Annotated in this window: 17 protein-coding genes; 14 read left to right on the top strand and 3 right to left on the bottom strand. The window is 57.9% G+C overall.

Going from position 1 to position 25,357, the window contains the following annotated elements; all coding sequences use genetic code 11:
• The first annotated feature begins 219 nt into the window (after nucleotides 1-219).
• The 11 genes from AC1MEM_RS18310 (at nucleotide 220) to AC1MEM_RS18260 (ending at nucleotide 15,975) form a co-directional block, all read left to right on the top strand.
• Nucleotides 220-1,809 (top strand): lipopolysaccharide biosynthesis protein, encoded by a 1,590-nt coding sequence (locus AC1MEM_RS18310; protein ID WP_499472888.1) that lies wholly within the window; start codon nucleotides 220-222, stop codon nucleotides 1,807-1,809.
• Complete coding sequence (locus tag AC1MEM_RS18305) at nucleotides 1,806-3,227, top strand: O-antigen ligase family protein (protein ID WP_499472887.1); 1,422 nt, start codon at nucleotides 1,806-1,808, stop codon at nucleotides 3,225-3,227. The genes AC1MEM_RS18310 and AC1MEM_RS18305 overlap by 4 nt, the downstream gene beginning before the upstream one ends.
• On the top strand, nucleotides 3,224-4,189 hold the full coding sequence (locus tag AC1MEM_RS18300; RefSeq protein ID WP_499472885.1) for a glycosyltransferase family 2 protein: 966 nt from the start codon (nucleotides 3,224-3,226) through the stop codon (nucleotides 4,187-4,189). The genes AC1MEM_RS18305 and AC1MEM_RS18300 overlap by 4 nt, the downstream gene beginning before the upstream one ends.
• 2 nt (nucleotides 4,190-4,191) lie before the next feature.
• Nucleotides 4,192-5,040, top strand: coding sequence for a heparin lyase I family protein (locus AC1MEM_RS18295; protein WP_499472883.1), 849 nt, complete (start codon nucleotides 4,192-4,194; stop codon nucleotides 5,038-5,040).
• A gap of 191 nt (nucleotides 5,041-5,231) precedes the next feature.
• Complete coding sequence (locus AC1MEM_RS18290) at nucleotides 5,232-6,428, top strand: glycosyltransferase (RefSeq protein WP_499472881.1); 1,197 nt, start codon at nucleotides 5,232-5,234, stop codon at nucleotides 6,426-6,428.
• Nucleotides 6,429-6,521: 93 nt separating this feature from the next.
• Nucleotides 6,522-7,628, top strand: coding sequence for an acyltransferase family protein (locus AC1MEM_RS18285; protein ID WP_499472879.1), 1,107 nt, complete (start codon nucleotides 6,522-6,524; stop codon nucleotides 7,626-7,628).
• Nucleotides 7,629-8,108: 480 nt separating this feature from the next.
• On the top strand, nucleotides 8,109-9,419 hold the full coding sequence (locus tag AC1MEM_RS18280; protein WP_499472877.1) for a nucleotide sugar dehydrogenase: 1,311 nt from the start codon (nucleotides 8,109-8,111) through the stop codon (nucleotides 9,417-9,419).
• Entirely contained in the window at nucleotides 9,403-10,752 is a 1,350-nt protein-coding gene (locus AC1MEM_RS18275) for a glycosyltransferase family 4 protein (protein ID WP_499472875.1), read from the top strand. Before AC1MEM_RS18280 ends, AC1MEM_RS18275 begins: the two co-directional genes overlap by 17 nt.
• An 86-nt stretch (nucleotides 10,753-10,838) precedes the next feature.
• Entirely contained in the window at nucleotides 10,839-11,969 is a 1,131-nt protein-coding gene (locus tag AC1MEM_RS18270; protein ID WP_499472874.1) for a glycosyltransferase family 4 protein, read from the top strand.
• A 138-nt stretch (nucleotides 11,970-12,107) separates the two neighbouring features.
• A complete protein-coding gene (gene asnB, locus AC1MEM_RS18265) occupies nucleotides 12,108-13,940 on the top strand; it encodes an asparagine synthase (glutamine-hydrolyzing) (protein ID WP_499472872.1) in 1,833 nt (610 codons plus the stop codon).
• A gap of 46 nt (nucleotides 13,941-13,986) precedes the next feature.
• Nucleotides 13,987-15,975 carry a heparinase II/III family protein gene (locus AC1MEM_RS18260; protein ID WP_499472870.1) on the top strand — a complete coding sequence of 663 codons (1,989 nt, stop codon included), beginning with the start codon at nucleotides 13,987-13,989 and terminating at the stop codon, nucleotides 15,973-15,975.
• Between the two features lie 668 nt (nucleotides 15,976-16,643).
• Here the strand turns inward: AC1MEM_RS18260 and AC1MEM_RS18255 are convergent.
• Nucleotides 16,644-19,043: a penicillin-binding protein 1A gene (locus AC1MEM_RS18255; RefSeq protein WP_499472868.1), complete on the bottom strand. Its 2,400-nt coding sequence runs from the start codon at nucleotides 19,041-19,043 to the stop codon at nucleotides 16,644-16,646.
• 145 nt (nucleotides 19,044-19,188) lie between these two features.
• Between AC1MEM_RS18255 and AC1MEM_RS18250 the strand changes: the two genes are divergently transcribed.
• A complete protein-coding gene (locus AC1MEM_RS18250; RefSeq protein ID WP_499472866.1) occupies nucleotides 19,189-21,462 on the top strand; it encodes an OPT family oligopeptide transporter in 2,274 nt (757 codons plus the stop codon).
• Nucleotides 21,463-21,633: 171 nt separating this feature from the next.
• Here the strand turns inward: AC1MEM_RS18250 and AC1MEM_RS18245 are convergent, their stop codons facing one another.
• The gene (locus AC1MEM_RS18245) at nucleotides 21,634-22,557 is read right to left on the bottom strand and encodes an NAD-dependent epimerase/dehydratase family protein (RefSeq protein ID WP_499472864.1); all 924 of its coding nucleotides are present in this window, start codon (nucleotides 22,555-22,557) and stop codon (nucleotides 21,634-21,636) included.
• Between the two features lie 105 nt (nucleotides 22,558-22,662).
• Between AC1MEM_RS18245 and AC1MEM_RS18240 the strand changes: the two genes are divergently transcribed.
• The gene (locus tag AC1MEM_RS18240; protein WP_499472862.1) at nucleotides 22,663-23,592 is read left to right on the top strand and encodes a LysR substrate-binding domain-containing protein; all 930 of its coding nucleotides are present in this window, start codon (nucleotides 22,663-22,665) and stop codon (nucleotides 23,590-23,592) included.
• A 94-nt stretch (nucleotides 23,593-23,686) separates the two neighbouring features.
• Here AC1MEM_RS18240 and AC1MEM_RS18235 read toward each other — a convergent pair whose 3' ends face one another.
• Nucleotides 23,687-25,096, bottom strand: coding sequence for a peptide MFS transporter (locus AC1MEM_RS18235; protein ID WP_499472860.1), 1,410 nt, complete (start codon nucleotides 25,094-25,096; stop codon nucleotides 23,687-23,689).
• On the opposite strand from AC1MEM_RS18235, the gene AC1MEM_RS18230 reads away from it, so the two are divergent.
• Entirely contained in the window at nucleotides 25,095-25,334 is a 240-nt protein-coding gene (locus AC1MEM_RS18230; RefSeq protein ID WP_499472858.1) for a hypothetical protein, read from the top strand. The genes AC1MEM_RS18235 and AC1MEM_RS18230 overlap by 2 nt on opposite strands.
• The last annotated feature ends 23 nt before the right edge of the window (nucleotides 25,335-25,357 follow it).

Genomic DNA, 25,357 nt, shown 5'->3' with positions numbered 1-25,357 from the left:
AACTTGCCATGAGTTACAGCGCATGTGCGATCGGTAACGACCCAATGACGAGCCGCACCAACATGAAGCTTGTGGAAATGCAATGCGGTTTGCACATACTAACTTCCGACATGCTTCTGTCGCGGATTTCCACAACCGAGCGCAATCCCCCTGCGCATTCAGTTCTCAAGAGCGGTTTGTCAGCGAACTCAGCGTATTCGTTCCGACAGCGACATACACATGTTTGTTTGGACGGCGAGCACCGAATATGTATACAGCCGCGCTCGTTCCAAGGAACAAAGGGGTGTAGACGTGCGTAGTTCTTCTCTGCAGAATCAGAGCATAACCGCCGTCAAGTGGAGTGCAATTGGCACAGGTACTCGCTATGTGCTACAACTCGGCGCGCAAGTCATCCTCGCGCGACTGCTCGGTCCGGAAAACTACGGCATATTCGCCATTGGCTTGCTGGTATTGACCCTGTGTACATTTATCGCCGACTTCGGTATCGCATGGGGTCTCGTGCAAATGCAGCAAATCGACGACAACACAGTCCGATTTGCTTTTACTTGGCAGCTTGTTACGGGGGGCTTGGTAACGGGGCTGCTGTACAGTTTTTCACATGAAGTCGCAAGTTATTTCAAAGAAACCCGTGCAGACCAAGTTATCCACTGGCTCAGCTTGGCATGTGTGTTCAATTCGGCAGCGACAACTTCAACCAACCTGCTGAGGCGTACGCTCGATTTTAAATGGATCAATATTGTCCAAGTCGTGAGCTATTTCCTTGGCTACATTTGCGTTGGTATCCCTGCCGCTATTTATGGCGGTGGAGCGCTTTCGCTGGTCGCGGCCTCCGTGGTACAGTCACTTTGCACCTTGGTAATGACGTATGCGCGGTGCCGGCATTCAGTGCGTCTTTTATTCTGGTTTCCCGGCGCGCTTTCGCTTATTAAGGTCGGCACGGCAGTATTCGGGACAAATCTCGGCAACTGGTTGTTGACGAATCTCGACCGCACCATCATGGCACGCTTCCTTAACGCGCATGCAGTCGGCGTTTACGCAGCCGGGTACAACTTGGCACAGATTCCCAATAATCTCTTCATTAGTGCGCTTCAGCCAGCCTTCCTCGCAGCCGGTGCACGCCTACAGGACGACGTGCCGCGTTTAAAGGAGGCTTATTTGAGCGTTCTCAGCAGCGTCTGGGTACTGGTTGCTCCACTGTTCGCCGTCCTTGCTGCTCTTGCACCGGATGTTATCCTTACCGTTTACGGTGCGACTTGGGCAAAAGCTGGTGCGGTGCTACGTGTGCTTGCGCTCGCAATGCCTGCTTACATTTTCTGGGCGATGTCGACGCCCGTATTGTGGAACACCGGCAAAAAACAGTGGGAATTCCTGTTGCAACTGCCCGTTATTCTACTGAGCGGTCTGCTGCTTTATCGATATGCGGCCGCAGGTCCGCTCACGGTGGCTTTGATTGCGGGATTTGTATATGTCCTGAGGGGCGCAATAATCACCGTAGCCGCTTGCAGCCGCCTCAAAATTCGGGCGAGCGACCTTGTACCATATGGCTGGCGAGGGGCCGCATTCTGCTCGCTCTCGGCAGGGGGAGCACTGGTTATCTCCGGCGCACTGCTACGTACCGATACCCTACCGGCCCTGCGACTGATAATGTCTGGCGCTGTTGGAATAACCTGTGCTGCTGCTGTCGGGTGGGCATTTCCGGGCCTACTTGGCAACCGAGTAAAATTGGTATTAAGCCAATTCGTGCCCCGACTAACCGCTATTGCGCCACAGGCGTCGGCGTGTCGTATAGAACAAGGGACGGGACCGTGAGCGAGTTGATATTCCCGGCGCTTCTCGGAATCAGTGCGCTGTTAAGTGCCGCGTTGCTGGCGTTGGGTGCTGGCGTACTTGTCCACTTTGGGAGAGGCAGCGAACGAGGCCTTCTGCCGTATGTCTTCTATTTGGTCCTATTGGTCGTCGCACTCAGCGTTGTTCTGTCCAGCCGGAATTTGTACCTGCCGTCTGACGTGAATCTGACTACCGTTCAACCAAAGCACGACTTTGCATCTTGGGTCCAACGGCTTTGCTCCATTGTTATGATTCTGGTCGCATTCGAACGCATTGCGACCCGCACTTTTACATGGGGCCAAGGTCGGCCGTTTCCACATCGGCTGTTTGCAGCATTCGCAGCGTTTTTTTTCACGAATGTCCTCAGCGCAGCATTACTGGGCGCACACCGCAGCTTTTCGCACGACTACATCTATCCGCTTGTCATAGGGTGTGCTGCCTTGCTAGTCGTTGCGAGCGAGGGGCCCAAGGCGACACAATCATTTCGCAATGCTCTGTTCCTATTCCTACTTGGGAGCGCTATCGCAGCGCTGACCAAACCCGAGCTCGTGTTGAGCAAGGATTATCAGGGATTCATCCCAGGTGTGAGTTTCCGCTATTCTGGCTTCGCACCTGGTCCGAACGCGCTAGGCCCGCTTTGCGCGGTCTTCATGCTAAATCTTTGGCAATCTCCTTTTCGGCGAAAAGCCCTGGCTATTTTCGCATGGCTGCTGGGGGCAGTCAGCTTCCTACTGGCACAATCCAAAAGTAGCTGGATTGCATTTATGCTGAGCGTCGCGGTCGTTTGCTTTTATCGATACCCAGAACAGTTGAGGTCGATTTGGCGCAGTAAAAGAGCAGTGACGGCGATCGTCCTCATTTATGCTGTGATTACGTTAGCGTGCGCGATCCTGTTAGCCATGATGTTTTCCGATTTTGGCGATTCGATCACGCGGTTTCTTAACACACGTGCTGGCTCCGATCTGATGTCCCTTACAGGGCGCGACCAGATCTGGACGATTGCGCTGTACGAATGGAAGTTGCACCCCCTGTTCGGCTATGGTTTGAGCATATGGGATCTCGACTTTCGACTCCGCGTTGGTTTGCCGGAAGCCGTGCATGCGCATAATCAGCTGTACCAGAGTCTTTGTAGCGCCGGACTGGTCGGTGCTTTCGGCTTGACGATCTACGTCGGTGCCTTGTTTAAGTATTCAGTTGCTACTGCTCATGCCAGCAAAGGAATGACCTTAGGAATCTTTATATTAATAATTGCGCGGGCGATCAGTGAGGTTCCGCTTTCCCTAACCGGCTTCGGGATAGAACAAATGACGCACATGTTTCTTCTCATGCTGATCGCAGCTTATTACTTGCCGGCCGTACGGCTGCCGCCAAAGGGCCGAACGACCGGATCAATTTTATGACCAGCGAACCTGAATCGATATTGTGTTCTATCGTTATTCCGCTTTATAACAAGGCGCCATACATTGTTTTTGCAATCGAATCCGTTTTAAACCAGACTTATCAAAAATTCGAAATCATAATAGTCAACGACGGCTCCACAGATGAGGGGCCGGCCTTGGTGGAGGCAGTTAGCGATTCCCGGATTCGCCTCGTCCATCAGGAGAACGGCGGCGTTTCGAGGGCGCGTAATCATGGGATCGGCCTAGCGACAGGGGATCTCATGTTTTTTCTAGACGCGGACGACTGGTATTGCCCCGAGTACCTAGAAACGATGGTTGTTATGTCCCGAGAATACCCAAGCCATCAGGCGTTCGCGACCGCTTTCCGGCGCGTTTGCGGGGCGCCAGTTTTGAGGCTCAATACCGGATTAGCGGAGTTGAGACGCAGGGAGGTGGTAGACAATATGTTCGCGCGAGTCATCGGGCAGGCCCCACTTTTTCACCTCACTTCAATCTCTTTGCGCCGGCCTTTTTTGCGCACGATGCAACTATTTTTCCCTGAAGACGAACGCATGGGTGAGGACCTGGATTTTCTGTTCAGACTCGCGTCGAGTACTTCTATCGTCTGGTGTCCAGCCCCCCTCGTCGGTTATCGACAGGAAGTGGAGGGCAGTCTTTGTGCAACAAACCCGGTTACCACGTTGCTTCCAGTGTTTCAGCGACTCGAAACGCGGGCAAAGACCGGGGAACTTCCGAGCGAATTACGTTGCTCCATGCTCGCGCTGGCATCGGATGCACGGATTACCATTGCGCGTACAGCTTTGATGTCTGGGGAGTGGCGAACAGCTGTTCAGCAATTGCTCACCGCGCGCAATGGAATCGGGAGACACCGGTGGTGGGTCACTTTGATGATGTGCCTGTTCCCAGTTCCTGGAATGGCCGCTCGCTGGGAGCGTTGGCGTGCTTCGCGAACTAAAGGATAACTATGTTGTATTTCAACCAAAGAATTTCCTTGATTGTTTTGGCTCTGGCCATTCTGGTGGCGCCTCGGTTATCGAGCGCTGAACTCCTATTTTGTGGCGGTTGCAAGGAACCATACGCGAGAGGACAGTGGACAGATACCCAGCAGTTCGCGGCTCGGCGAATTACCGTTGCCGATGACCCCGGCGGCGGACGCGGCATGGTCACAAGGGTTGTGGTAGCACCCGGTGACAACGTCGGAGGGTGGGGGGGGGAGAGAGCAGAGAAATACGGTATGCTTGGACCGTCCGGTGCGCGATTGCCTGTGCTAGCTTCTACCCCGCATGAATTTTACGCTATCTCTATTAAGCTTCCGCTAGGTTGGAAAGGACCTGACCGCGACCCGATAAATGGAACCTGGGGATTATTCTTTCAACTGCACGGACCGGACCGATACCGGGCTCCCCCGAGTTTGGGGCTTACGGTTGAGGAAAAATTCCGTCTTAACGTGCTTGGTGGCGACGTCTCGCCGCTAAAAAGAAAGTTAGTCGACAGTTTCGAACTGTCTGATGCGTCATTAAGGCCGGGAAAGTGGATTGATTTCGTAATTGAAACGCGTTGGTCGTCTACCGCAAATGGCCTAGTCGTCGTATACAGGCGCGACGAGGGTGAGAGTGTATGGCGTCAGGTGCTCTACCGAAGTAGGATAGCGACATTGCAGCGCTGGGGGAATGAGCCGAGTGGCGAACACTACTGGAAGACCGGTTATTATCGTAATCCAAGTAAATTGACCAGCGTCCTTTGGTTAGGGCCAGTTGCGCGTGCGACGACGTGGGAGGAAGTCGAAATTGCTGCATTTCCTTCGGGTATGTGAAATGTGACATATTTTTAGACGCGTCGTGGCGACGGGCGTTCCGCACGCGCACGTTCTGAGATGGGAGCAGGACATCCGGACAGCAGGAATGTTTGAATTGATCGTAATGCCTGCATAGCGGCACAAAGCTAATGGAAGGGCACTACTGACGCGCGCAATTATTTGCTTTAAAAATCGAATGGGCTTGAGAAATGGTTAACCACACTCGTATTCGCGTGCTCCAGCTGGTACCTGAGCCGTTACCGACGCACCGACCTGATGTCTCAGCGCTCTTCGAAAAATATTTGTGTAGATATGGGGTTGATTGTAAGTTAATTGGGAAGAGCAACTCAAAGATAGGACATGTTCAACAAAGGGTAATTGATGAAGCAAGCTTTTTAGTCAGCTGTCTAAAGCATCTGGCGTTAGCAACGAAAAAATCGTTCGACGTGATTCAGGTAATGGACATGGTTTCGATAGGCCTACTCGGATTGTTCGTGGCACGCTTGAGGGGCGTACCCTTCGTGTACTGGATGTCTTTCTTGATGTCAGAGGCGAGAATTGAACGTGCGACCGGTCGATTAGAGCGCAAACGTACGATGCGAAACATTGCGGTGCTGCTAAAGGGAAAGCTCGAGCGATGGGCATTGTACTCGATAATTTTGCCGTTCAGCGACCATGTGTTTGTTCAAAGCGAGGCAATGCGGGCTTTCGTGGAAGAGCATGGCCTGCCCCATAGTCATATCACGCCGGTGCCGATGGGTGTTGACACTGAAGTCCTTTCGACCAAAGATATTCAGCGCCGCCGACTTCCAGGGTGGGAGGATGCAAAAATTATTGCGTATCTTGGCACGGTCGACAAAATGCGACAGTTGACAGTCGCGATTGATGCTTTAGCTCTGCTCCGAATCAAGTACTCGGATGCGAAGCTGCTTTTCATTGGTAGTTCTTCAACAGTATCAGATATTGCCGAGCTCCTTGCACATGCTCGGAGTAAAGGGTTGGAAAATCACGTCCATGTTACCGGATGGATGGCAAGTAAAGACGCACTTTCGTTACTGGCCGGAGCCGACGTCGCACTTTCTTATGTTCCCCGAGGGAAAATACTCGATACAGGCTCCCCTACGAAATTGCTCGAGTATCTTGCGCTTGCCGTTCCATGCGTTGGGAACGACAATCCAGATCAAGGAAAAGTGCTTGGCGATAGCGGTGCGGGTCTGCTTTGCGCGAGCAACATAGATGCTCTCAGCAGGGCCCTCGGTGAAATACTCGGGAACAAGTCTTGTGCGGCAGTTCGGGCAGCAGCAGGTCCGGAATACATTGAAAAGAATCGTAGTTATCGCGTCATTGCGGCCGAGCTTGCGCTGGTCTATAAAGCCCGCTTTTTGAAAAAAGAAAAGTCAGTCTGAATTTATCAAGAAACTTCGTTTAGGAGCGCCGAGGAAGTAGGCTGCTGCATTTTCTTGTGGCGGTCACGGAATGTTTGAAGAACTGAGGAATGAATGAGCAAACAAAGCGGGCTTTATATTCCGTCATTAGATGGTATTCGCGCTATCGCGGCGTCGTTGGTGTTCGTAAGCCATGCTGGCTTTCAGGACGTCGTTCCCGGAGGTTTTGGCGTAAGTCTGTTCTTTTTTCTAAGCGGCTATTTAATAACGACATTGCTTCGGGTCGAGTACGAGAAGTATGGGAGCATCAGTTTAAAAAATTTCTATTTGCGTAGAATTTATCGAATTATACCGCCGATGTACTTCGTTCTCGCTTGTGTTCTATTGTTGTGCAAGGCGGGAATCCTGAAATCCGACCCAAGCGCTATTGGGCTACTAGCGCAACTTTTACAGTTCACCAATTATTATCTTATCGTTTCGCCAGATCCCCATTTATTGCCGACTACTGCTGTGTTTTGGTCGCTTGCCGTGGAGGAGCACTTCTATCTTATTTTTCCCATATCATTAATATTCTGTTTAAAGCGATATCGATATATAACGATTTCCCAAGTATTCTTGACAGTCTGTATTGCGGTATTGTGCTGGCGTATCGCTTTAGTGTACTGGATGCACGCTCCCGAGACAAGAACCTACTGGTCGACTGATACTCGCTTGGATAGCTTGCTGTTCGGATGTGTGATGGGATTATGGAATAATCCTGCGTTGGACCGAATCCCAAGGGTGTTTAACTCAGCGGTTGGGCGTTCGGGGGGCGGTTTGGTTGCCGTAGCTTTGCTGCTTTTTACGCTTTTGTATCGCGACACTGGGTTTCGAGAAACGCTACGGTATACTCTGCAGGGGCTCGCTCTTTTTCCGATTTTTTGGCTTGCTATTAAACAGCCGCATTCGTGGTTGTTTCGTCCGCTAAATTGGAAGTGCGTCCGTGGTTTGGGAGTTGTCTCTTACTCCTTTTATTTGTCGCACGAGTTTTGGCTTCTGACCGTGGATAGTGCGATCGGTCACGGGAAAATAGTTACTGGCGTAGTGGCATTTTTGTTGACGGTTATTTTTGCTACTGCAATGTATTATGGGATCGAAAAACCTTTTGCGCGCCTTAAAGACGGTTTGAAAAATCACCATAAAGTAGTCACGCAAAATTTCGATAAGCCCAGCACGACCTAATTAGCGTCCCTGTTTACGACCCCGTTGTTTTCTTTCGTCTTGTTGGATGACGGCGTTCTGCGTTCTTAACGAACGGGGTAGGTTTTGTTGACATATTCCATTTTCACTATGGTACGCTTACAACCGCCGTGAGTGCACGAGCTCGAACTCGATCGAGTGGAGAATTCAGTGGCGCGTACCTCGGTTGTTCGACGACAAATTTAGATGCCTCAAACGCAACCAACCTGGCGAGTTCGCTGGTAAGAAAAGGTTCCTCGTCGGAATCGTATACCAGCGATGAGTTTTCTCTGCCTTTTCCATAGGGTGTTGCTATGAACGCGTGGCTCATCGGCTTCCATTATATGTTCCCAGCTTTGAACGCGGCGGATCGTGAAAATCTCTACAGCACGCGCCGACAGTAGTTGTATTTTGGTTCGATCGCGTCAAAGGGTGTCAATTTTTTATTATAATAATTGGTCAGCACAATAGCTTGGGGGAAGTGTGAAGATCAGCATATTCGGTTTGGGGTACGTGGGTGCCGTCTCTGCCGGATGCCTTGCCGCCGATGGGCACACGGTCATTGGCGTCGACCCGAATGCGACCAAAGTCGACCTGATTAACGCTGGAAATACGCCAATCATCGAAAAGGATATCGGCGAAATGATTGGCAAGGCGGTGCGCGAAGGTCTGTTGTACGCGACCACGGATGTGCAGGTGGCCGTACTGCAGTCTGAAATTTCGCTGATTTGCGTGGGGACCCCGTCCCAGTTGAACGGCAACCTGGATCTCAGTCACGTTCGCAAGGTGTGCAGGGAAATCGGTGTCGCCCTACGCGAAAAACCGGGTTTTCACGTTGTTGTTGCACGGAGCACAATGCTTCCCGGATCGATGCGCGACGTCATGATCCCAACGTTAGAAGAAGCGTCCGGCAAGAAAGCCGGAGTAGACTTCGGGGTGTGCAACAATCCGGAATTCTTGCGCGAAGGCACGGCTGTTTTCGACTACTATCATCCTCCGAAGACCGTGATCGGCGAGACCGACGAGCGATCGGGTGCGCTGCTGCTGAAGCTCTACGAAAAAATGGATGCGCCGCTCGTGCGTACGGACGTCGAAACCGCAGAAATGGTCAAATACGCCGACAATTCTTGGCACGCGGTCAAAGTTTCCTTCGCCAATGAAATTGGGAATCTGTGCAAGGCCACTGGCATTGATGGGCATGAGGTCATGAAGATTTTCTGCCAAGACCTCAAGCTCAACCTGTCGCCGTATTACATGAAACCGGGCTTCGCCTTTGGCGGCTCGTGCCTGCCGAAAGACGTACGGGCGCTAACCTACAAGGCTCGCAGTCTTGATCTCGAGCTTCCGTTGCTCAATTCGATCCTGCCGTCGAACGAGAAGCAAGTGCATAAAGGGATCCAGATGATCGTCGACAAGGGCAATCGGAAAGTAGGTATTCTCGGTTTTTCGTTCAAAGCGGGAACTGATGACCTACGCGAGTCGCCGTTGGTGGAAGTTATCGAGTACCTGATCGGCAAAGGCTATGACCTTAAGCTTTACGACAAGAATGTGAATCTTGCAGCGCTCACGGGTGCGAACCAAAACTTCATCTTGAATCATATTCCACACATTTCGAAACTCATGGTCGGATCGGTGGAAGAGGTCCTCGATTTCGCCGGCACCGTCGTAATTGGGAACGGGGCCGAAGAATTCCGGTCGGTGCCTGGCAAGCTAAGTGATGACCAGGTAGTGGTCGACTTGGTACGTATCAGCGAAGCGAAAAGTGGAGGAAAGTACGATGGTATCTGCTGGTAAGAACCGCCGTGTTCTGATTCTCGTGGAGAACTTGCCATCGCCGTTCGACCGAAGGGTCTGGCAGGAAGCGACGACATTATTTTCGCACGGGTACGAGGTTTCGATTATTTGTCCGACCGGCGAGGGTCACGGGAGCCGCTTCGAGGAAATTGACGGCGTCCATATTTACCGGTACAGGCTCCCGCTGGAAGCTGAGGGGGCCAGAGGCTACGCGATCGAGTACGCTGCAGCACTGTTCCACACATTCCGGCTCGCCTTCAAGGTGTGGCGCACCCGCGGCTTCGATGTGATTCATGCGTGCAATCCGCCAGACTTGCTCTTCCTGATCGGAGGGTTCTTTAAGTTGTTCTTCCGCAAGAAATTTCTGTTCGATCACCACGATATTAACCCGGAATTGTACGAAGCGAAATTCGGTCGCCGCGATTTTTTCTATAAGCTCATGGTGTTGTTCGAGCGGTGGTCGTTCAAAACGGCCGACGTGTCGATCGCGACCAACGAATCCTATAAACGGATCGCGGTCGAGCGCGGCGGGATGGACCCTGCTGATGTCTACGTGGTGAGAAGCGGCCCGAAGCTTGATCGCATGCGCGTGCTGCCTCCGACGGAAAAACTTAAACGAGGGCGCAAGTATTTGGTTGGCTACGTCGGCGTTATGGGGGCGCAGGAGGGCATCGAGTATCTGCTCCAGGCAGCGCGGCATATCATCCTCGACATGGGCCGCACTGATATTCACTTCGGTCTCGTGGGCGGTGGCACTTCGCTGGAGGAAATGAAGCGCTTGACCGTATCGCTCGGTATTGCTGACTACGTCACGTTCACCGGAAGGGTACCGGATCAGGCCTTGCTCGAGATGCTGAATACAGCGGATGTTTGCGTCAATCCCGATGTCGCCAACGACATGAACGATAAATCTACCATGAACAAGATCATGGAGTTCATGGCATTAGGCAAACCGATGGTGCAGTTCGACTTGACGGAAGGGCGGGTGTCAGCGCAGGAGGCGTCGCTCTACGCGAAGCCTAACGATCATGTCGACTTAGCGCTGAAGCTGGTCGAGCTCATCGATAACGCCCCCTTGCGCAGGGTAATGGGTGAGTTTGGCCGTCATCGTGTGGTGAATGAGCTTGAATGGAAGTACGAGGTGCCGAAATTGCTCGCAGCGTATGAAGCCGTATTCACGGGGCGCCGCGTCATTCCGCCACGAGTGTTGTCGATCCAGCCAGAGATCGTTGCTCCCTCGGTTACCGGAAATGCCGACGCTGCCCTTGTGGCCGCACCAGGAAGTGTAGCTGGGCTGCCGGCGTCCGAGTTCAAGAGCGCAGATTCGGTCTGATTATGAAGTTGCGTAGGAGCCGACCGCGTGAAACACTCGATAAGGATGGATTGTGTTTTAACACTACCGGGGCAGCAGGCGCATCTGTGCGAAAACGTAAAATATCCATCATGTTGCTCGGGCCGTCCCGCACTGCCGTAAGCGGCGTCAGCACTCACCTAAACCAGATATTCCAATCATCCCTGGCCGACCAGTTCTGCTTGTACCACTTTCAGATTGGTAGCGAGGGGCGGCAAGAATCGCGCGTCGCGAAACTGTCCCGTCTGCTGTTGAGCCCAGTGCAGTTTGCATGGCAGGTGGCGAGCAAAAGGCCGACCGTAGTCCACATTAATACATCTCTGGAGGTAAAAAGCTATTGGCGCGACATCGCGTATTTGCTCGTGGCGGCTATTTTCGGCCGCCGGGTACTGTACCAGGTGCATGGGGGCGCATTGCCGGCTGACTTCTTTGCAGGTAGCCGTGTGCTGACCCACTTGCTGGGTTGGGTGTTGCGTCTGCCGGACGTGGTGGTCCTGCTGGCACGTCAGGAGATCGACGCTTATCGGCGCTTTGCCCCGGATCTGCGACTTGCACTCGTACCGAACGCAATTGAATTAGTTGCCGACCCTGCGCACAAGGCAACTATGCCGCTAGACAGACCGTTGCGAATCGGCTTTGTAGGACGCCTAGTCGAAAGCAAGGGGGTATTCGAGGTAATTGAAGCCGGCGCGCTGCTGTTGGCTCGAGGTGTCCAAGTTCATCTGATTGTCGCCGGTAGCGGCCCGGACGAAACTCGATTGCGCCAGCGGGTCTCGGATTTGGGGCTAGAGACGTCCGTGCGCTTTACTGGACCGGTTCATGGTACGGACAAGGACGGAGTTTGGAACGAGTGCGACCTTTTCGCGTTTCCCACAGCTCTTCGGGAAGGCCTGCCATACGCACTCTTGGAGAGCATGGCCAGCCGTACGCCGCCTATCGTAACGTCCGTCGGCGCCATCCCTGACGTTATTGAAGACGGGATCCATGGCGTCATCATACCTGCGCACGATCCTGGTGCGCTTGCCAACGTGGTAGAGCGCCTGCATTGCGACCGTGTAGTCATTGCGCGTATGGGCGCCGCCGGGAGGCGACGCATCGAACAGGCGTACACGGTCGAACGTCTTTCGCGGGACCTTACAAGTTTGTACGTTAGACTGGCCGCGGGCAAGCAATACTCTGCGAGCGAGTCGGAAACGTAGTTCAAGCCGGCTAAGCACTGGTGACATTGGGTCAGTGCCCCGTCTCTTTCAGCCGCGCCAGTGCGGCGCTCTTTTCGACAGGATTGGGGATATCACTGAATGTGCGGTATTGCAGGTTTTGTAACATCTAGAGGCGGGATGGACCATGCCGAGGTACTCCGGCGGATGACCAGTTTGCTGGCGCACCGCGGCCCAGATGGGGACGGGCACTTCCTTACGACGACGGCTAACGGGACAGATCGTGTCGGGCTGGGCCACCGGCGTCTGGCTATCATCGATCTGGCGACGGGTGCACAACCGATGGCCAACGACGACGGGAGCATCCAAGTCGTCTTTAATGGGGAGATCTATAATTTTCAGGCACTACGTGCCGAGCTAACCCAGTACGGTTATGTATTTCGGACAACGTCCGACACTGAAGCAATCGTGCACGCTTATGCGCAATGGGGCGAACGCTGTTTCGAGCGGTTGCGTGGCATGTTCGCAATCGCAATTTGGGACCAGCGGAGAGACCGGCTGTTTCTGGCACGCGACCGTTTCGGCGAAAAGCCGTTGTTCTATCGGGAGACCTCGGGTGCGATTGCCTTTGGGTCGGAGATCAAAGCGATACTGTCGTTTCCTGGGATGGATGGTCAGATCAACCTGCCTGCCATCTCTGGCTATCTGACTTACCGCTACGTTCCGGCGCCCGATACACTCTTCGACGGCATCCGTAAGCTTATGCCGGGGTCATATGCAGTCTGGGATGGCGGCGCGCTGCGTGAGCACCGCTATTATGAGCCGCCTGACCGGGGGGCGTTGTGCAGGTCTACCGAACCCGAGGGTGACTTCGTGGGCGGCTTCCTTGAACAACTGGAAGATGCCGTGCGCGTGCGGATGGTGGCCGATGTACCGTTTGGCGCATTTCTGTCCGGCGGGCTGGATTCGTCCGGCGTAGTGGCGTTAATGGCACGCCAGATGACCGCGCCCGTGAAAACATTTTCCGTCGGCTTTGACGCCAACAAATATAACGAGCTCAGTTATGCCGCCCAGGTCGCGCGGCAGTTCCGCACCGAGCACCACGAGTTGACGGTCGATGGCGATCACATCATGGAGCTGCTGCCTGCCATGATCCGCTTTCGCGACGCGCCGGTCGCTGAGCCGTCAGATATTGCGATTTATTTGCTAGCCAAGGAAGCGCGCAAGAGCGTGAAGATGGTGCTGACTGGCGAAGGTGCCGATGAGTTCCTGGGTGGTTATCCGAAGCACGTCTACGAGCGCTTAGCGCAGCCATACCAGTGTCTGCCCGTAGCGTTGCGGCATCAGGTGATCGAACCTATGGTAAATGCGCTCCCGTATCGCTTCTGGCGGGCAAAGACCGCCGCCGCCACCTTGGGAATGGAAGCCTATGACGAGCGAATGCCACGCTGGTTCGGCGCTTTGTCGCATCAGGGAAAGGCGCGTCTACTATCGATACCAGCACAGGAGGGCGCAGAAGCCATTTATGCTTTGTCCGGCGATTCGGATAATAGTGCGCTGCGCCGTATTCTCTTCTTCGACCAAGCCAGCTGGCTTCCAGATAACTTGTTAGAACGCGGCGACAGCATGACGATGGCTGCTTCGCTCGAGTCGCGCATGCCTTTTGTCGATGTAAAATTAGCGGCATTTGCCTCGCGCCTGCCGGACCGTTACCGCGTGCGCGGCCGGACAACGAAATGGATCCTGCGCCAAGCGATGCAGCGGGTCCTTCCGCAGGAAATCCTGCAACGTCCCAAAGTGGGTTTTCGCGTTCCTGTCAGCGAATGGTTCCGCGGTTCGATGCGAGATTATCTGTACAGCCACCTGACCGGGCCCGACTCCCGGACAGCGCACTACTATCAGACCAAGCAAATGGAAAAAGTGCTGCGAGACCATGTCACGCGGCGTGAAAATCATGAAAAACTGCTCTGGACCCTGCTGAGTTTAGAGATTTGGCACCGCGAATACATGTAGGCCACATCCTGCAAATCCGCGGTGGATAGCAGAAGAAAGCATCTACATGTTAAATCAACTTGCTTGGATCTTGAATCGCTTGCGGACCATGGACAAGGCCGAGCTCGTCTACCGAGTCCGCCAAACCACGCAAACTTACATCGAAGCGTGGGGCTGGGGGCTGGCGTCCCGCCCGCCCTGCGCACGGGACGCGGGAGGCGCGCCATGGGTGGCAGTCCTGCCGCGCGAATTTGATGTCGCTCCATATCTCGCAGCAGCCGATCGCATCCTGGCTGGCCGGTTCGACGTGTTTGCACTGCAGGATGCACCGCTAGGATTTCCGCCGGATTGGAACCGTGATCCGAAGACGGGGACGGTCGCGCCGCTAAGCTATGGCAAGCGCTTGAACTACCGCGACGAGCACCTCGTCGGGGACATCAAGTATATGTGGGAACCTGGCCGGCATCTTCAGATGACAACCTTGGCGCAGGCCTACCATCTGAGCGGCGACCTAAGGTATGCAGACGCTATACGAGTGTTGTTGACCTCCTGGCTGGACCAGTGCCCATACCCCAACGGTGTTCACTGGGTAAGCTCGCTCGAACTTGCGATCCGCCTGATGAACTGGTCCGTGAGTTGGCATCTTTTGGGCGGTCAGAACAGCCCCCTTTTTCGTGACGACGAAGGCAAGCGCTTTAGAGGGCGCTGGCTGCAGAGCATCTACCAGCACAGTCACTTTATCGACGGCTATTGTTCCCGGCACTCTTCAGCCAACAATCACCTGTTTACCGAGTTGCTCGGACTGTATGTGGCCTCGCTGACCTGGCCCTGTTGGCGCGAAAGCAAACGCTGGCATGCGCAGTCGCGTGCCGAACTTGAAGCTGAAGCGATCAAGCAAAACCATCCGGACGGAGTCAATCGCGAGCAGGCGATCTACTACCATCGCCAAGTCGCGGACATAATGCTGTTGTGTTGTCTGATCGGGCGTACTAATGGCATGCCCGTGACTGACGCGCTCATGGACCGCCTTGAACGCATGCTTGAATTTTTGGCATCGGTCATGAACGTGGCGGGGGAGGTCCCGATGATCGGCGATGCTGATGACGCCTCGTTAGTGCCATGGAACCAATCAGCCAATTGGGACCACTATCGCTCGTTGCTGGCTGCTGGCGCTGTGTTGTTCAATCGGGCGGATTTCAAGCGCAAGGCAGGGTGTTTCGATGACAAAACCCGATGGCTGCTGGGAGACTCGGCGGCGGCGGCATTTGCCGCTCTTCCTACGGCCGCAGGCGATGATGCGCCGTGCCGCGCATTCCCGGAGGGTGGTTACTACATTCTGGGAAATTGCTTCGGCACGGCAGCCGAAGTGCGTTTGATCGTTGACGCAGGACCGCTGGGATATCTGTCCATCGCCGCTCACGGCCATGCTGACGCACTATCCTTTACCTTGTCAGTTGGCGGGGTGGCTGTGCTGGTGGATCCAGGCACGTATGCCTATCACACGAAAAAAAAATGGCGAGACTATTTCAGAGGCACCTCAGCACACAACACAGTACGCGTGGACGGTCTTGATCAGTCCGAGCCTGGGGGCAACTTCATGTGGCTCCGCAAAGCCCACGCGCATAGTGAAAGATGGACATCAAGCGACCGTGCTGACGAGCTCGTCGCCAGTCATGATGGCTACGCCCGCCTGACCGATCCTGTCAGCCACCGCCGTCACATCACTTACCTGAAGGCCGAGCGCCGGATTATCGTCGAGGACACGCTCGAATGCCGGAGCTGCCACGTCGTTGAGTTCCACTGGCACTTTTCCGAAGCTTGCAGTGTGCGCAAGGAAGGCATGGCGGTCGTGGCACGCGTGGATCGAAATCGCGTGGTGCTGACCGTGCCGAATGAGATCGGCGTACTGAGTGTGGTAGTTGGACAGGAAGACCCTCCGCTAGGTTGGATATCGCATAGAATGGACGAAAAAGTACCATCACCGACGGTCGTTTGGAGGGAGACAATCAGTGGCACCGTCCGACGAACTACCGTGTTCGACCTGGTATCGGACTGAGCGATCGGCCGACGTGCCAAGGCCACCACGGGCGATTCTTAGATACTGTCGCTCATCTGCACGCGTAGAGACTCAACAAGCGTGTGAGTGAATGCGGCGCGTTTCTGACAACAATTGCTCAGCCAATGCTGGAACGACGCACTGATGCAGGCTTGGGCATAGCGTAGGCAACCAACCACCTACGGGCATTCTCGGCCGTATTCCTAACGGCCGCTGCTTGGCATGACGGCGACACAGCCGCTCCTGTCATGCGCCTCTGCCGCAGCGTCGCTTGCCGGCGCCGGGAGCAGAGACCTGCACAACCATCATGTACTGCTCAACGCCTCGACCACACGCGGCGGCAATATCGCAAAGTTCGGCTGGACGACGGTGCAGAAGCAATCTCCACGACGACGCTGTTGCGGAGAGTTTCTTCCAGCTATTGAAACGAGAGCGAATCCGCCCCGTCGAATCTACGCCACAGGCAAGAAACCAGATAGGACCTCTTCGATCATATCGAGAGTGTCTAGAAGACATAGCGCCGACACGGCTTAAGCAACGATATCTCGTCAGTCGAGTACGATAAGCAGGATTCCCAGCAGCTCACAAGTGTCTAGTGAAGCCGTGGCGATTCATTCCTTTCCCCCGTTTTGCATATCCGTCCGATTGCCTGGACTACGGCAACAGCCTTACTGCGCCGGCACGAACACCGGCGCCGGCAAGGGCGCGGCCGGCGCGTCGTCGGCGCGCGGATGGTCCGCGCCGTTGTCGTCGTCATCGGTCAGGTAGGGCGTCGGCGCGGCCAGCGTCGCCGGATCGATGTCGATCGTCCGGAACTGCGGCATCTCGGCGAACTCCGCATAGACCCAGTCGTCGTTCTCGCGCATCACGCCTTCCGGTTCGGGACGCGCGGCCTCCGGCTTTTTCGCCAGCGCCACCTGCATGTAGTCGATCCAGATCGGCAGGGCGAGGGTGGCGCCGAATTCGCGCCCGCCCAGCGAACGCGGCTCGTCATAGCCCATCCAGGCTACCGCCACGATATTGCCGCTGTAGCCGGCGAACCAGCCGTCGATGGCGTCGCTCGTGGTGCCGGTCTTGCCGGCGATGTCGGAGCGCCCCAGGCGCTTGGTGGCGGCCGCGCCGGTGCCATAGCGGGTCACGTCGCGCAGCATGCTGTCCGTGACGAAGGCATTGCGCGCATCGAGTACGCGCGCGCCTTCCTCGCGCACCTGCGGCGGCTTGTTCTCGACCAGCACCGCGCCGTTGCCGTCTTCGATGCGCGCGATCAGGTAGGGCTTGACGCCATAGCCGCCGTTGGCGAACACGGCGTAGGCGCCCGCCATCTGCAGCGGCGTCACGGCGCCGGTACCGAGGGCCAGCGTCAGGTTCTTCGGATGGCGCGCCAGGTCGAAACCGAATTTACCGAGGAAGTCGTGGGTGTAGGGGACTTCGAGCGCGCGCAGCAGGCGCACGGTCGGCACGTTCTTCGAATGTGCCAGCGCATAGCGCATCGTGATCGGACCGTCGAACTTGCCGTCGTCGTTCCCCGGTGACCAGTCGGCGCCGGCATTCTCGCCGGGCATGGTGAGCGCTTCGTCGAGGATCAGGGTGCCCGGCGAATAGCCCTTGTCGAGCGCCGCCGAATAGACGAAGGGCTTGATCGAGGAACCCGGCTGGCGCCAGGCCTGGGTCACGTGGTTGAATTTCTGCAGGTTGTAATCGAAGCCGCCGACCAGGGCCCGGTAGGCGCCGTTTTCGGCGTCGAGCGCGACAAAGGCGGCCGCCACCAGCGGCACCTGGGTGATGGCCCAGCCATCCTTGCCCTGCTTGCTGATGCGGACGACGGCGCCGGGCGCGATGCGCTGGGCTTCCTTGGCTTTGTCCGATAACCCGGCCGCCGCGAACTTCAGGCCCGCGCCGGAAATGCTGATGGTGTCGCCGTCGATGGTCTCGACTTTTACCGACTTGCTTGACGCTGCAGTCACCACCGCCGGCTCGAGGCCGTCGCTCGACGGACGCTTTTGCAGCGCCTCGACGATCGCATCTTCGCGTTCTTCCCCGCTTGCGGGCAGTTCGATGCGCGCTTCCGGACCGCGGTAGCCGTGGCGGCAGTCGTAGGCCAGCACGTTGCGGCGCACCGAATCGTAGGCCGCTTCCTGGGCTTTCGAGTCGATGGTCGTGATCACCTTGATGCCGCGCGTGTACGACGCTTCCGCGTACTGGGCGAACACGGCCTGGCGCGCGAGTTCGGCCACGTACTGGGCGTGGGTGCCGAATTCCTGCGGTTTGGAGTGCACGCGCACCGGTTCGGCGACGGCCTGTGCATACTGGGCGTCGTCGATGTCTTTCAAATCGCGCAGGCGCCGCAGCACCTGTTCCTGGCGCAGTTTGGCGCGCTTCGGGTTCACGGCCGGGTTGTGGCGCGCGGGATTTTGCGGCAGGCCGGCCAGCATCGCCGTTTCCGCGATCGTCAGCTGGTCGAGCCGCTTGCCGAAATAGCTGCGCGCGGCGCTGGCGAAGCCGTAGGAACGCTGGCCGAGATAGATCTGGTTCATGTACAGCTCGAGGATCTGGTCCTTGGTCAGCGCATCTTCGATCTTGTAGGCCAGGACGATTTCGTTGAGCTTGCGCGACAGGACCTTTTCGCGCGACAGGAAGAAGTTGCGCGCCACCTGCATCGTGATGGTCGAGGCGCCGCCGGAGCCGAAGCCGCCCGTCACGTTGGTCTTGAGCGCGCGCCCCATGCCGACCCAGTCGATGCCGCTGTGTTCATAGAAGCGCGAGTCTTCGATCGCCAGCACGGCCTTTTTCATCATCGGCGGGATTTGCGCGATCGGCATGAAGTCGCGGTGCTCCTCGCCGAATTCGCCGATCAGGACATTGTCGGCCGTGTAGACACGCAGCGGGATCTTCGGCTTGTAATCGGTGACGGCATCGATCGAGGGCACGTTCGGCACGATCGACATCATGAACCAGACGGCGGCGCAGGCAATGACGAGGACGATGGCGGCGAGGATGAAGAAGATGAAACCGCCTTGCTTGTTCAGCGCGAGGCGAGGCAGCGGCAAGCTGCGAGGGGACTTGGTCAAGACAGTATTCTCCTGCTGTGGGGCCGCGCAAAAGGCAGGCCCGGCGGGGCATTATAATCCGCTTTCTTTCGCCCTCTGCATATGCCATAGTCACGCCTTCAGCCTGCCTTAAGAAAGCCTGGCACTCCCAGAACCAAGGAATACGATGCCTTACGATCCTGCTCCCGCCCCCGTCAAGCCGTACATACCGGCGACGGCCGATCTCCCCGAAATGACCATCCGCGCCCTCGTGATGGGCGTCGTGCTGGGGATGATCTTCGGCGCTTCCTCGCTCTACCTGGTGCTGAAAGTCGGCCTGACCGTCAGCGCGTCGATCCCGGTGGCGGTGATCGCCATCACCCTGTTCGGCATGTTCAAGAAGATGGGCGGGCGCGAGTCGACCATTTTGGAAAACAGCATCACGCAGACGGCCGGTTCGGCCGGCGAGTCGCTCGCCTTTGGCCTGGGCGTCACCATGCCGGCGATCATGATCCTCGGCTTCGACCTCGAGATCTCGCGGGTGATGTTAGTGGGAATATTGGGCGGCCTGCTCGGTATCCTGATGATGATCCCGATGCGCCGCACGATGATCGTCGACGCCCACCGCGAACTGAAATACCCGGAAGGCACGGCCTGCGCCGAGGTGCTGAAGGCCGCCGCCACCGAAACCTCGCGCGAAGCGGCGGGCGAAGTGCGCGAAGCCGGCTCGGATGCGGCGCGCGATGCGAAGCGCCGTGCGGCCATCATCTTCGGCGGCTTTGGCCTGGGCTTGCTGTACAAGGTGGCCAATGTCTCGTTCAAGGGCTGGAAGGACGTCGCCAACTTCGAATTCGGCGCGCCCCTGAAAGCCGGATCGGCCGGTGCCGAAATCTCTCCGGAGCTGGTCGGCGTCGGCTACATCATCGGCCCGCGCATCGCCTTCACGATGGCGGCCGGCGGCGTGCTGTCCTACCTGCTGCTGATCCCGATGATCAAGTTCTTCGGCGAGCTGCTGACCGTGCCGCTGTCGCCGGGCACGATGCTCATCAAGGACATGACGCCGGACGACATCCGCGACGCCTACGTGCTGTATATCGGCGCCGGCGCGGTGGCCGCGGGCGGCCTGATTTCGCTGGCGCGCTCGCTGCCCTCGATCTGGAACGGCCTGAAAAGCGGCCTGGCCGGCATGGGCAAGAATAAAGCGGGGACGGGCGCAGGCAGTGGCAACGCGGCGCTGCGCACCGACCAGGACATCCCCTTCAAATGGGTCGCCATCGGCTGCCTCGCGATCATCGCCATCATCACCTTCGCCACGCCGCTGCACATGAACCTGCTGGGCGCGCTCCTGATCCTCGTGTTCGGCTTCCTGTTCGCGACCGTGTCCTCGCGCCTGACCGGCGAAGTCGGCTCCTCCTCGAACCCGATTTCGGGCATGGCGGTGGCGACCTTGCTGTTCACCTGCCTGATCTTCCTGGTCATGGGCTGGACCGGTGGCCGCTATTACGTCACCGCCTTGTCGGTCGGCGCGATCGTCTGCATCGCGGCCAGCAACGCCGGCACCACCTCGCAGGATTTGAAGACCGGCTTCCTGGTCGGCTCGACGCCGAAGCTGCAGCAGTACGCGATCCTGTGCGGCGCCTTTGCGTCGGCGCTGATCCTCGGGCCGATCCTGCTGAAGCTGAACGATGCCGGCACCGTGTACGTACCGGCCGTCCAGGTCGCACCGGGCATCACGGTCGACGCGTCGAAGCTGACGGAGACCGCGCAGCTGCAAGGTCCGCAGGCGGAAACCGACAACAAGACTTATAAGGTCTGGCGCAAGACCGGCACCGCCGGCGGCCCCGAGGGCAAATACCTGGTGGCGGACGACGGCAAGCTGGCCTACCTGGTCGACCCGGGCATCAACGGCCACCACCACACGCGTCCGGACGGGACCGAGGTGAAGAAATACGACGCACCGAAGGCCGTGCTGATGTCCTACATCATCAAGGGCATCCTCGACCAGCAGCTGCCGTGGACGCTGGTGCTGTTTGGCGTGATGATCTCGGTGGTGCTGGAGATGGCGGGCATCCAGGCGCTGGCCTTCTCGGTGGGCGTCTACCTGCCGCTGGTGTCGACCTTGCCGATCGCGGTCGGCGGGGCAGTGCGCTGGGCGGCTGACCGCCGCAACAACAAGCTGCCGCAGTATGCCAGGCTCAATGAGGAAGAGCGCACCGCCGCGGGTGACCGCAGCTGGGGCACCTTGCTGGCCTCGGGCTATATCGCGGGCGGCGCGCTGGCGGGCATCATCATCGCGATCACGGCGGGGGTGCTGACCAATTTCGACAGCATGATGGCGAAGTGGGCGGAGGCGTCGAACCCGTTCTTCGCGGGGCCGCGTGCGGACTTGCTGTCGCTGATACCGTATGCGGCGATCGTGCTGCTGCTGTATTGGGTGGCGCGGGAGAAGCCGCAGCAGTAAATGGAACGGGCGCCAGGAAGCGCCCGTTTTTTTATGTGGCCGTTGTCGAAGGCCGCGTGCCCGGAGGCGGGGAACGCGTGGGCATGCCCACCCTGCGGTGCACCACCGTTAGCGGTTGCCTAACGTAGGGTGGGCATGCCCACGCGTTTGCACCCTCCGAACAAGCACGGCTCAAACAAATGCCAGATCGTGCTGGCGAATCACATCGTCCAGCCATTCGTCCGTCCGGCTGAACCTGAACCCCAGCTGCGCAGCGCGTCCGGTGTCGAGAACCATCGCCGCCGGCGCATCGAACGGCGACAGCACTCCCGGCGCCACCGATCCGGTCACGGGCTGGAAACGCACCGCCGCATCCAGCACATCGCCCACCCTCCCGAACAAATCGTGCGCCGACAGCGCCCCCTGTGACGCTGCATTCACCGGCCCCGTAAAGTCCTGCGCACCCACCCAGTCCAGGAAGGCTGCCGCCTCCTGCGTGCCAAGGAAAGACAGCTTCGCCTGCGCATCGGTATAACGCAGCGCCATCCCCTGGCGCAGGGCGTCCACATACCAGGACAGCCGCCCCGTGAATTCCTCCGGCCCGCCCAGCACATGGGCCAGGCGCGCCGTCGCCAAAGGCAGCGAGCCGTCGCGATAGAGATAGGCCTCGGCCTGCACCTTGCCCGCGACATAGCTTTCGACCGCGCGCGTCGGATCGTGCCAGGGATAGCGGGTGTCGATCGGCTGCGCCAGCACGCGCAGGCCGGATTCGGCCAGCGCGCCGCCGGCCGGCTGCACGCCGCGGTAAACGTCGATCGTGGAAGTCATGACATAGCGCCCGACCTTGCCCGCGAAGCTGCGCACGGCAATCGCCGCATCCAGCGGGCTGTAGCACATCTGGTCGAACACGAGGTCGTAGCGCTTGTTGGCAAAGGCGCTGCGCATCGCAGTGTCATTGCGGCGATCGACGCGGATGCGTTCGATGCGGCTTCCAAACGGGTCGGGGGCATAGCCGCGGGTGGCGATCGTCACCCGGTGGCCGGCGCGCACCAGGCGCTGCACGAGCAGCTTGCCGAAATAGCGGGTCCCGCCGATCACCAAAATATTCTTGTGCATGGCTTCTCCTTGACGATTCGCGTATATTTTCTGCTCAGCAGTAAATTCGCACAAACGAGAAAAACCGAGCGCTATGAACAAGAATAACTTATGCATGGCGGCGCCATGAAGCCGCTGCGCTCCCTGTCCGGCCTGATCGACTTCGAGTGCGCAGCGCGCTGGGGCAGCTTCAAGCTGGCCGCGCGCGAGCTGCACAAGACGCCGGCCGCCGTCAGCCTCCAAGTGAAACAGCTGGAACAGGCTGTTGGTTTTGCGCTGTTCGTGCGCCACCCGCGCCATATCGCCCTCACCGAAAAGGGCCAGGAACTCTCGGTCGCGGTCGGGCGCATGCTGGCCGACCTGCGCGCCAAGGTGGCGGCGCTGCAGCGCGGCGACGAGGAATCGGTGCTGCGGATCTCGACCACGCACTCGTTCGCCATCAAATGGCTGGTGCCGCGCATGCACCGCTTCACCAAGCTGTATCCGGAACTCGATATCCGGATCGATTCGAACGACGCGCCGGTCGACCTCGAGGCCGACACGACCGACGTCGCGATCCGCTACGGCCAGGTGCGCGACGGCGACCCGTCGACGCTGTTTCGCGAGCGCCTGGTGCCGGTCTACAGCCCCGAGCTGCTGGCCCCGGGCGAGCCGGGGCTGCAGCTGTCCGACCTCGGGCGCTGGCCGCTGCTGTGCGAGAAGTCGCCCGAGCGCTGGCTGCAGCTGCTGAACGAAAATCGCGCCTTGAAGGGCGACTATGCGCGTCACTTCGATTTCTCTCGCGCCTACAGCCACTGGGGCGTGCTGGTGCAGGCGGCGGTGGCGGGGCAGGGCGTGGCCCTGGTGCCATACGGGATCGCCTGCCAGGACATCGCCTCGGGCGCGCTGCGCCAGATCGCCTGCCGCAGCGCGCGCTTTGAAAACGGCTACCGCTTCCTCGCCAATCCGCACAAGGAAAACATGGGCAAGGTGCAGCGGTTCAGGGCCTGGATCGAGGGGGAGATGGAGCAGATGCGGCGCGAGCTGGATGGGGTGTCGCCCACCGATACCGCATGAAAACCGGCCCGTCGGGCGGGCGGCTCCACCGGCCGGATTGCACAACAAAAAAACGGCAGCCGCGGCTGCCGTTTTTTACGAAGCGACAAGGCGTTTACTTCACGCCGTGCATCAGCTTCTGGATCAGCGGTGCGATCACGAAGAGCAGGATGCCGCCGCCCACCAGGATCCAGAAACCCATGGTGTAGCCGTCAAGCGCCGAGCGGACCGACATGCCGGTGTCGCCCGAAACCCACGAAGCAAAAATGCCCGAGAGGTTATTGCCGATACCGGTCGACAGGAACCAGCCGCCCATGCCGAGGCCGACGAGGCGGGTCGGGGCCAGCTTGGTGACCATCGACAGGCCGATCGGCGACAGGCACAGCTCACCGACCGACTGGATGAAGTAGACGCTGAACAGGGTCCAGAACGGGATCTTGCCGTTCATGTCCACCAGGGTCGACAGTGCGTACATCAGCAGGCCGAAGGCGAGGCCGTTGAAGATCAGGCCGAGGCCGAACTTGCGCGGGATCGACGGGTTGGCGTTGCGGCGGCCCAGCATCACCCAGATGGCGGCGATGATCGGCGCGAAGACGATGATCGCGATCGAGTTCACGCTCTGGAACCAGGCGACCGGGAAGGTGAAGCCGCCCAGGTTGCGGTCGACGATCTGGTCGGCCAGGAAGGTGAACGAACTGCCGGCCTGTTCGAAGAAGCACCAGAACAGGATGTTGAAGACGAAGATGATCATCATCGCGATGGTCTTGTCGCGCGCGACCTTGCCGTTGCGGATGCCCTCGACCATCAGCATCACCGCCAGCACGATGAACAGCACCGACAGGATGCCTTGCAGCGTATCGGCGCCGAGTTTCAGCAGGAAGTAGAAGGCCGGGATCGCGACGACGGCGCCGACGGCGACGGCCAGCGTGCGGCCGTGGGTTGCTTCCGCGCTTGGCGCGCCGATACCCTTGAGCGTCTTGCGGCCGATGAAGAACCAGACCAGCGAGATCAGCATGCCGATGCCGGAGGCGAAGAACACCACCTTGTAGGCCGGCGTGCTGCCGTCGCCGAAGTGCTGGGCCAGCACCTGGGTCAGGATCGGTGCGATGAAGGCGCCGGTATTGATGCCCATGTAGAAAATGGTGAAGCCGGAATCGCGGCGGGTATCGTTCAGCGCATACAGCTTGCCGACCATGGTCGAGATGTTCGGCTTGAACATGCCGTTGCCGACGATGATGGTGGCCAGGCCCAGCTTGAAGATGTCCGGGTTCGGCAGCGTGATCATGAACAGGCCGGCCGCCATGAAGACGGCGCCGATCAGGATCGAGCGCTGGTAGCCGATGACGCGGTCGGCGATCAGCCCGCCGAAGACGGCGCCGGCGTACACGAGCGCGAGGTAGGAACCGTAGGTGAGGTTGGCGTCGGCCTGGCCGACGGCGGCGCCGCCGTAGAACTGGGCGACGATATAGAGCACGAGGGCCCAACGGATGCCGTAGAAAGCGAAGCGTTCCCAGAATTCGGTCATGAACAGCATCCACAGCGGTGCTGGGTGCCCCATGATCTGTTTGAATTCGGGAATGGCGACGTTATTGGCAGGTGAACTTACTGCACCACTTGCTGCACCGCTCATGCGGGGTCCTCCGGAAAATAGTGTTTTGAGAGTGACTTTTTTATTGGAACGCCCGGGATTGCCGGAATTTCCAGTTGGGACGCATTTTAGAGGAAATTGCTTACCTCAAGAAAAATATTTGCCATTGTGGTAAGTACGCGCGCAAGCGCTGCATTA

This window comes from Telluria sp. AIW5 (assembly GCF_056680575.1).
Note: the sequence above shows the minus strand (reverse complement) of the source record. Positions and strands in the feature narration are given on the sequence as shown.

Excerpts from the sequence above, each read along its gene's own strand:
- AC1MEM_RS18310 (WP_499472888.1), top strand. The coding sequence starts at position 220 with ATGTTTGTTTGGACGGCGAGCACCGAATATGTATACAGCCGCGCTCGT.
- AC1MEM_RS18300 (WP_499472885.1), top strand. The coding sequence starts at position 3,224 with ATGACCAGCGAACCTGAATCGATATTGTGTTCTATCGTTATTCCGCTT.
- AC1MEM_RS18295 (WP_499472883.1), top strand. The coding sequence starts at position 4,192 with ATGTTGTATTTCAACCAAAGAATTTCCTTGATTGTTTTGGCTCTGGCC.
- AC1MEM_RS18290 (WP_499472881.1), top strand. The coding sequence starts at position 5,232 with ATGGTTAACCACACTCGTATTCGCGTGCTCCAGCTGGTACCTGAGCCG.
- AC1MEM_RS18285 (WP_499472879.1), top strand. The coding sequence starts at position 6,522 with ATGAGCAAACAAAGCGGGCTTTATATTCCGTCATTAGATGGTATTCGC.
- AC1MEM_RS18275 (WP_499472875.1), top strand. The coding sequence starts at position 9,403 with ATGGTATCTGCTGGTAAGAACCGCCGTGTTCTGATTCTCGTGGAGAAC.
- asnB (WP_499472872.1), top strand. The coding sequence starts at position 12,108 with ATGGACCATGCCGAGGTACTCCGGCGGATGACCAGTTTGCTGGCGCAC.
- AC1MEM_RS18260 (WP_499472870.1), top strand. The coding sequence starts at position 13,987 with ATGTTAAATCAACTTGCTTGGATCTTGAATCGCTTGCGGACCATGGAC.
- AC1MEM_RS18250 (WP_499472866.1), top strand. The coding sequence starts at position 19,189 with ATGCCTTACGATCCTGCTCCCGCCCCCGTCAAGCCGTACATACCGGCG.
- AC1MEM_RS18245 (WP_499472864.1), bottom strand. The coding sequence starts at position 22,557 with ATGCACAAGAATATTTTGGTGATCGGCGGGACCCGCTATTTCGGCAAG.
- AC1MEM_RS18240 (WP_499472862.1), top strand. The coding sequence starts at position 22,663 with ATGAAGCCGCTGCGCTCCCTGTCCGGCCTGATCGACTTCGAGTGCGCA.
- AC1MEM_RS18230 (WP_499472858.1), top strand. The coding sequence starts at position 25,095 with ATGAACAGCATCCACAGCGGTGCTGGGTGCCCCATGATCTGTTTGAAT.
- AC1MEM_RS18235 (WP_499472860.1), bottom strand. The coding sequence starts at position 25,096 with ATGACCGAATTCTGGGAACGCTTCGCTTTCTACGGCATCCGTTGGGCC.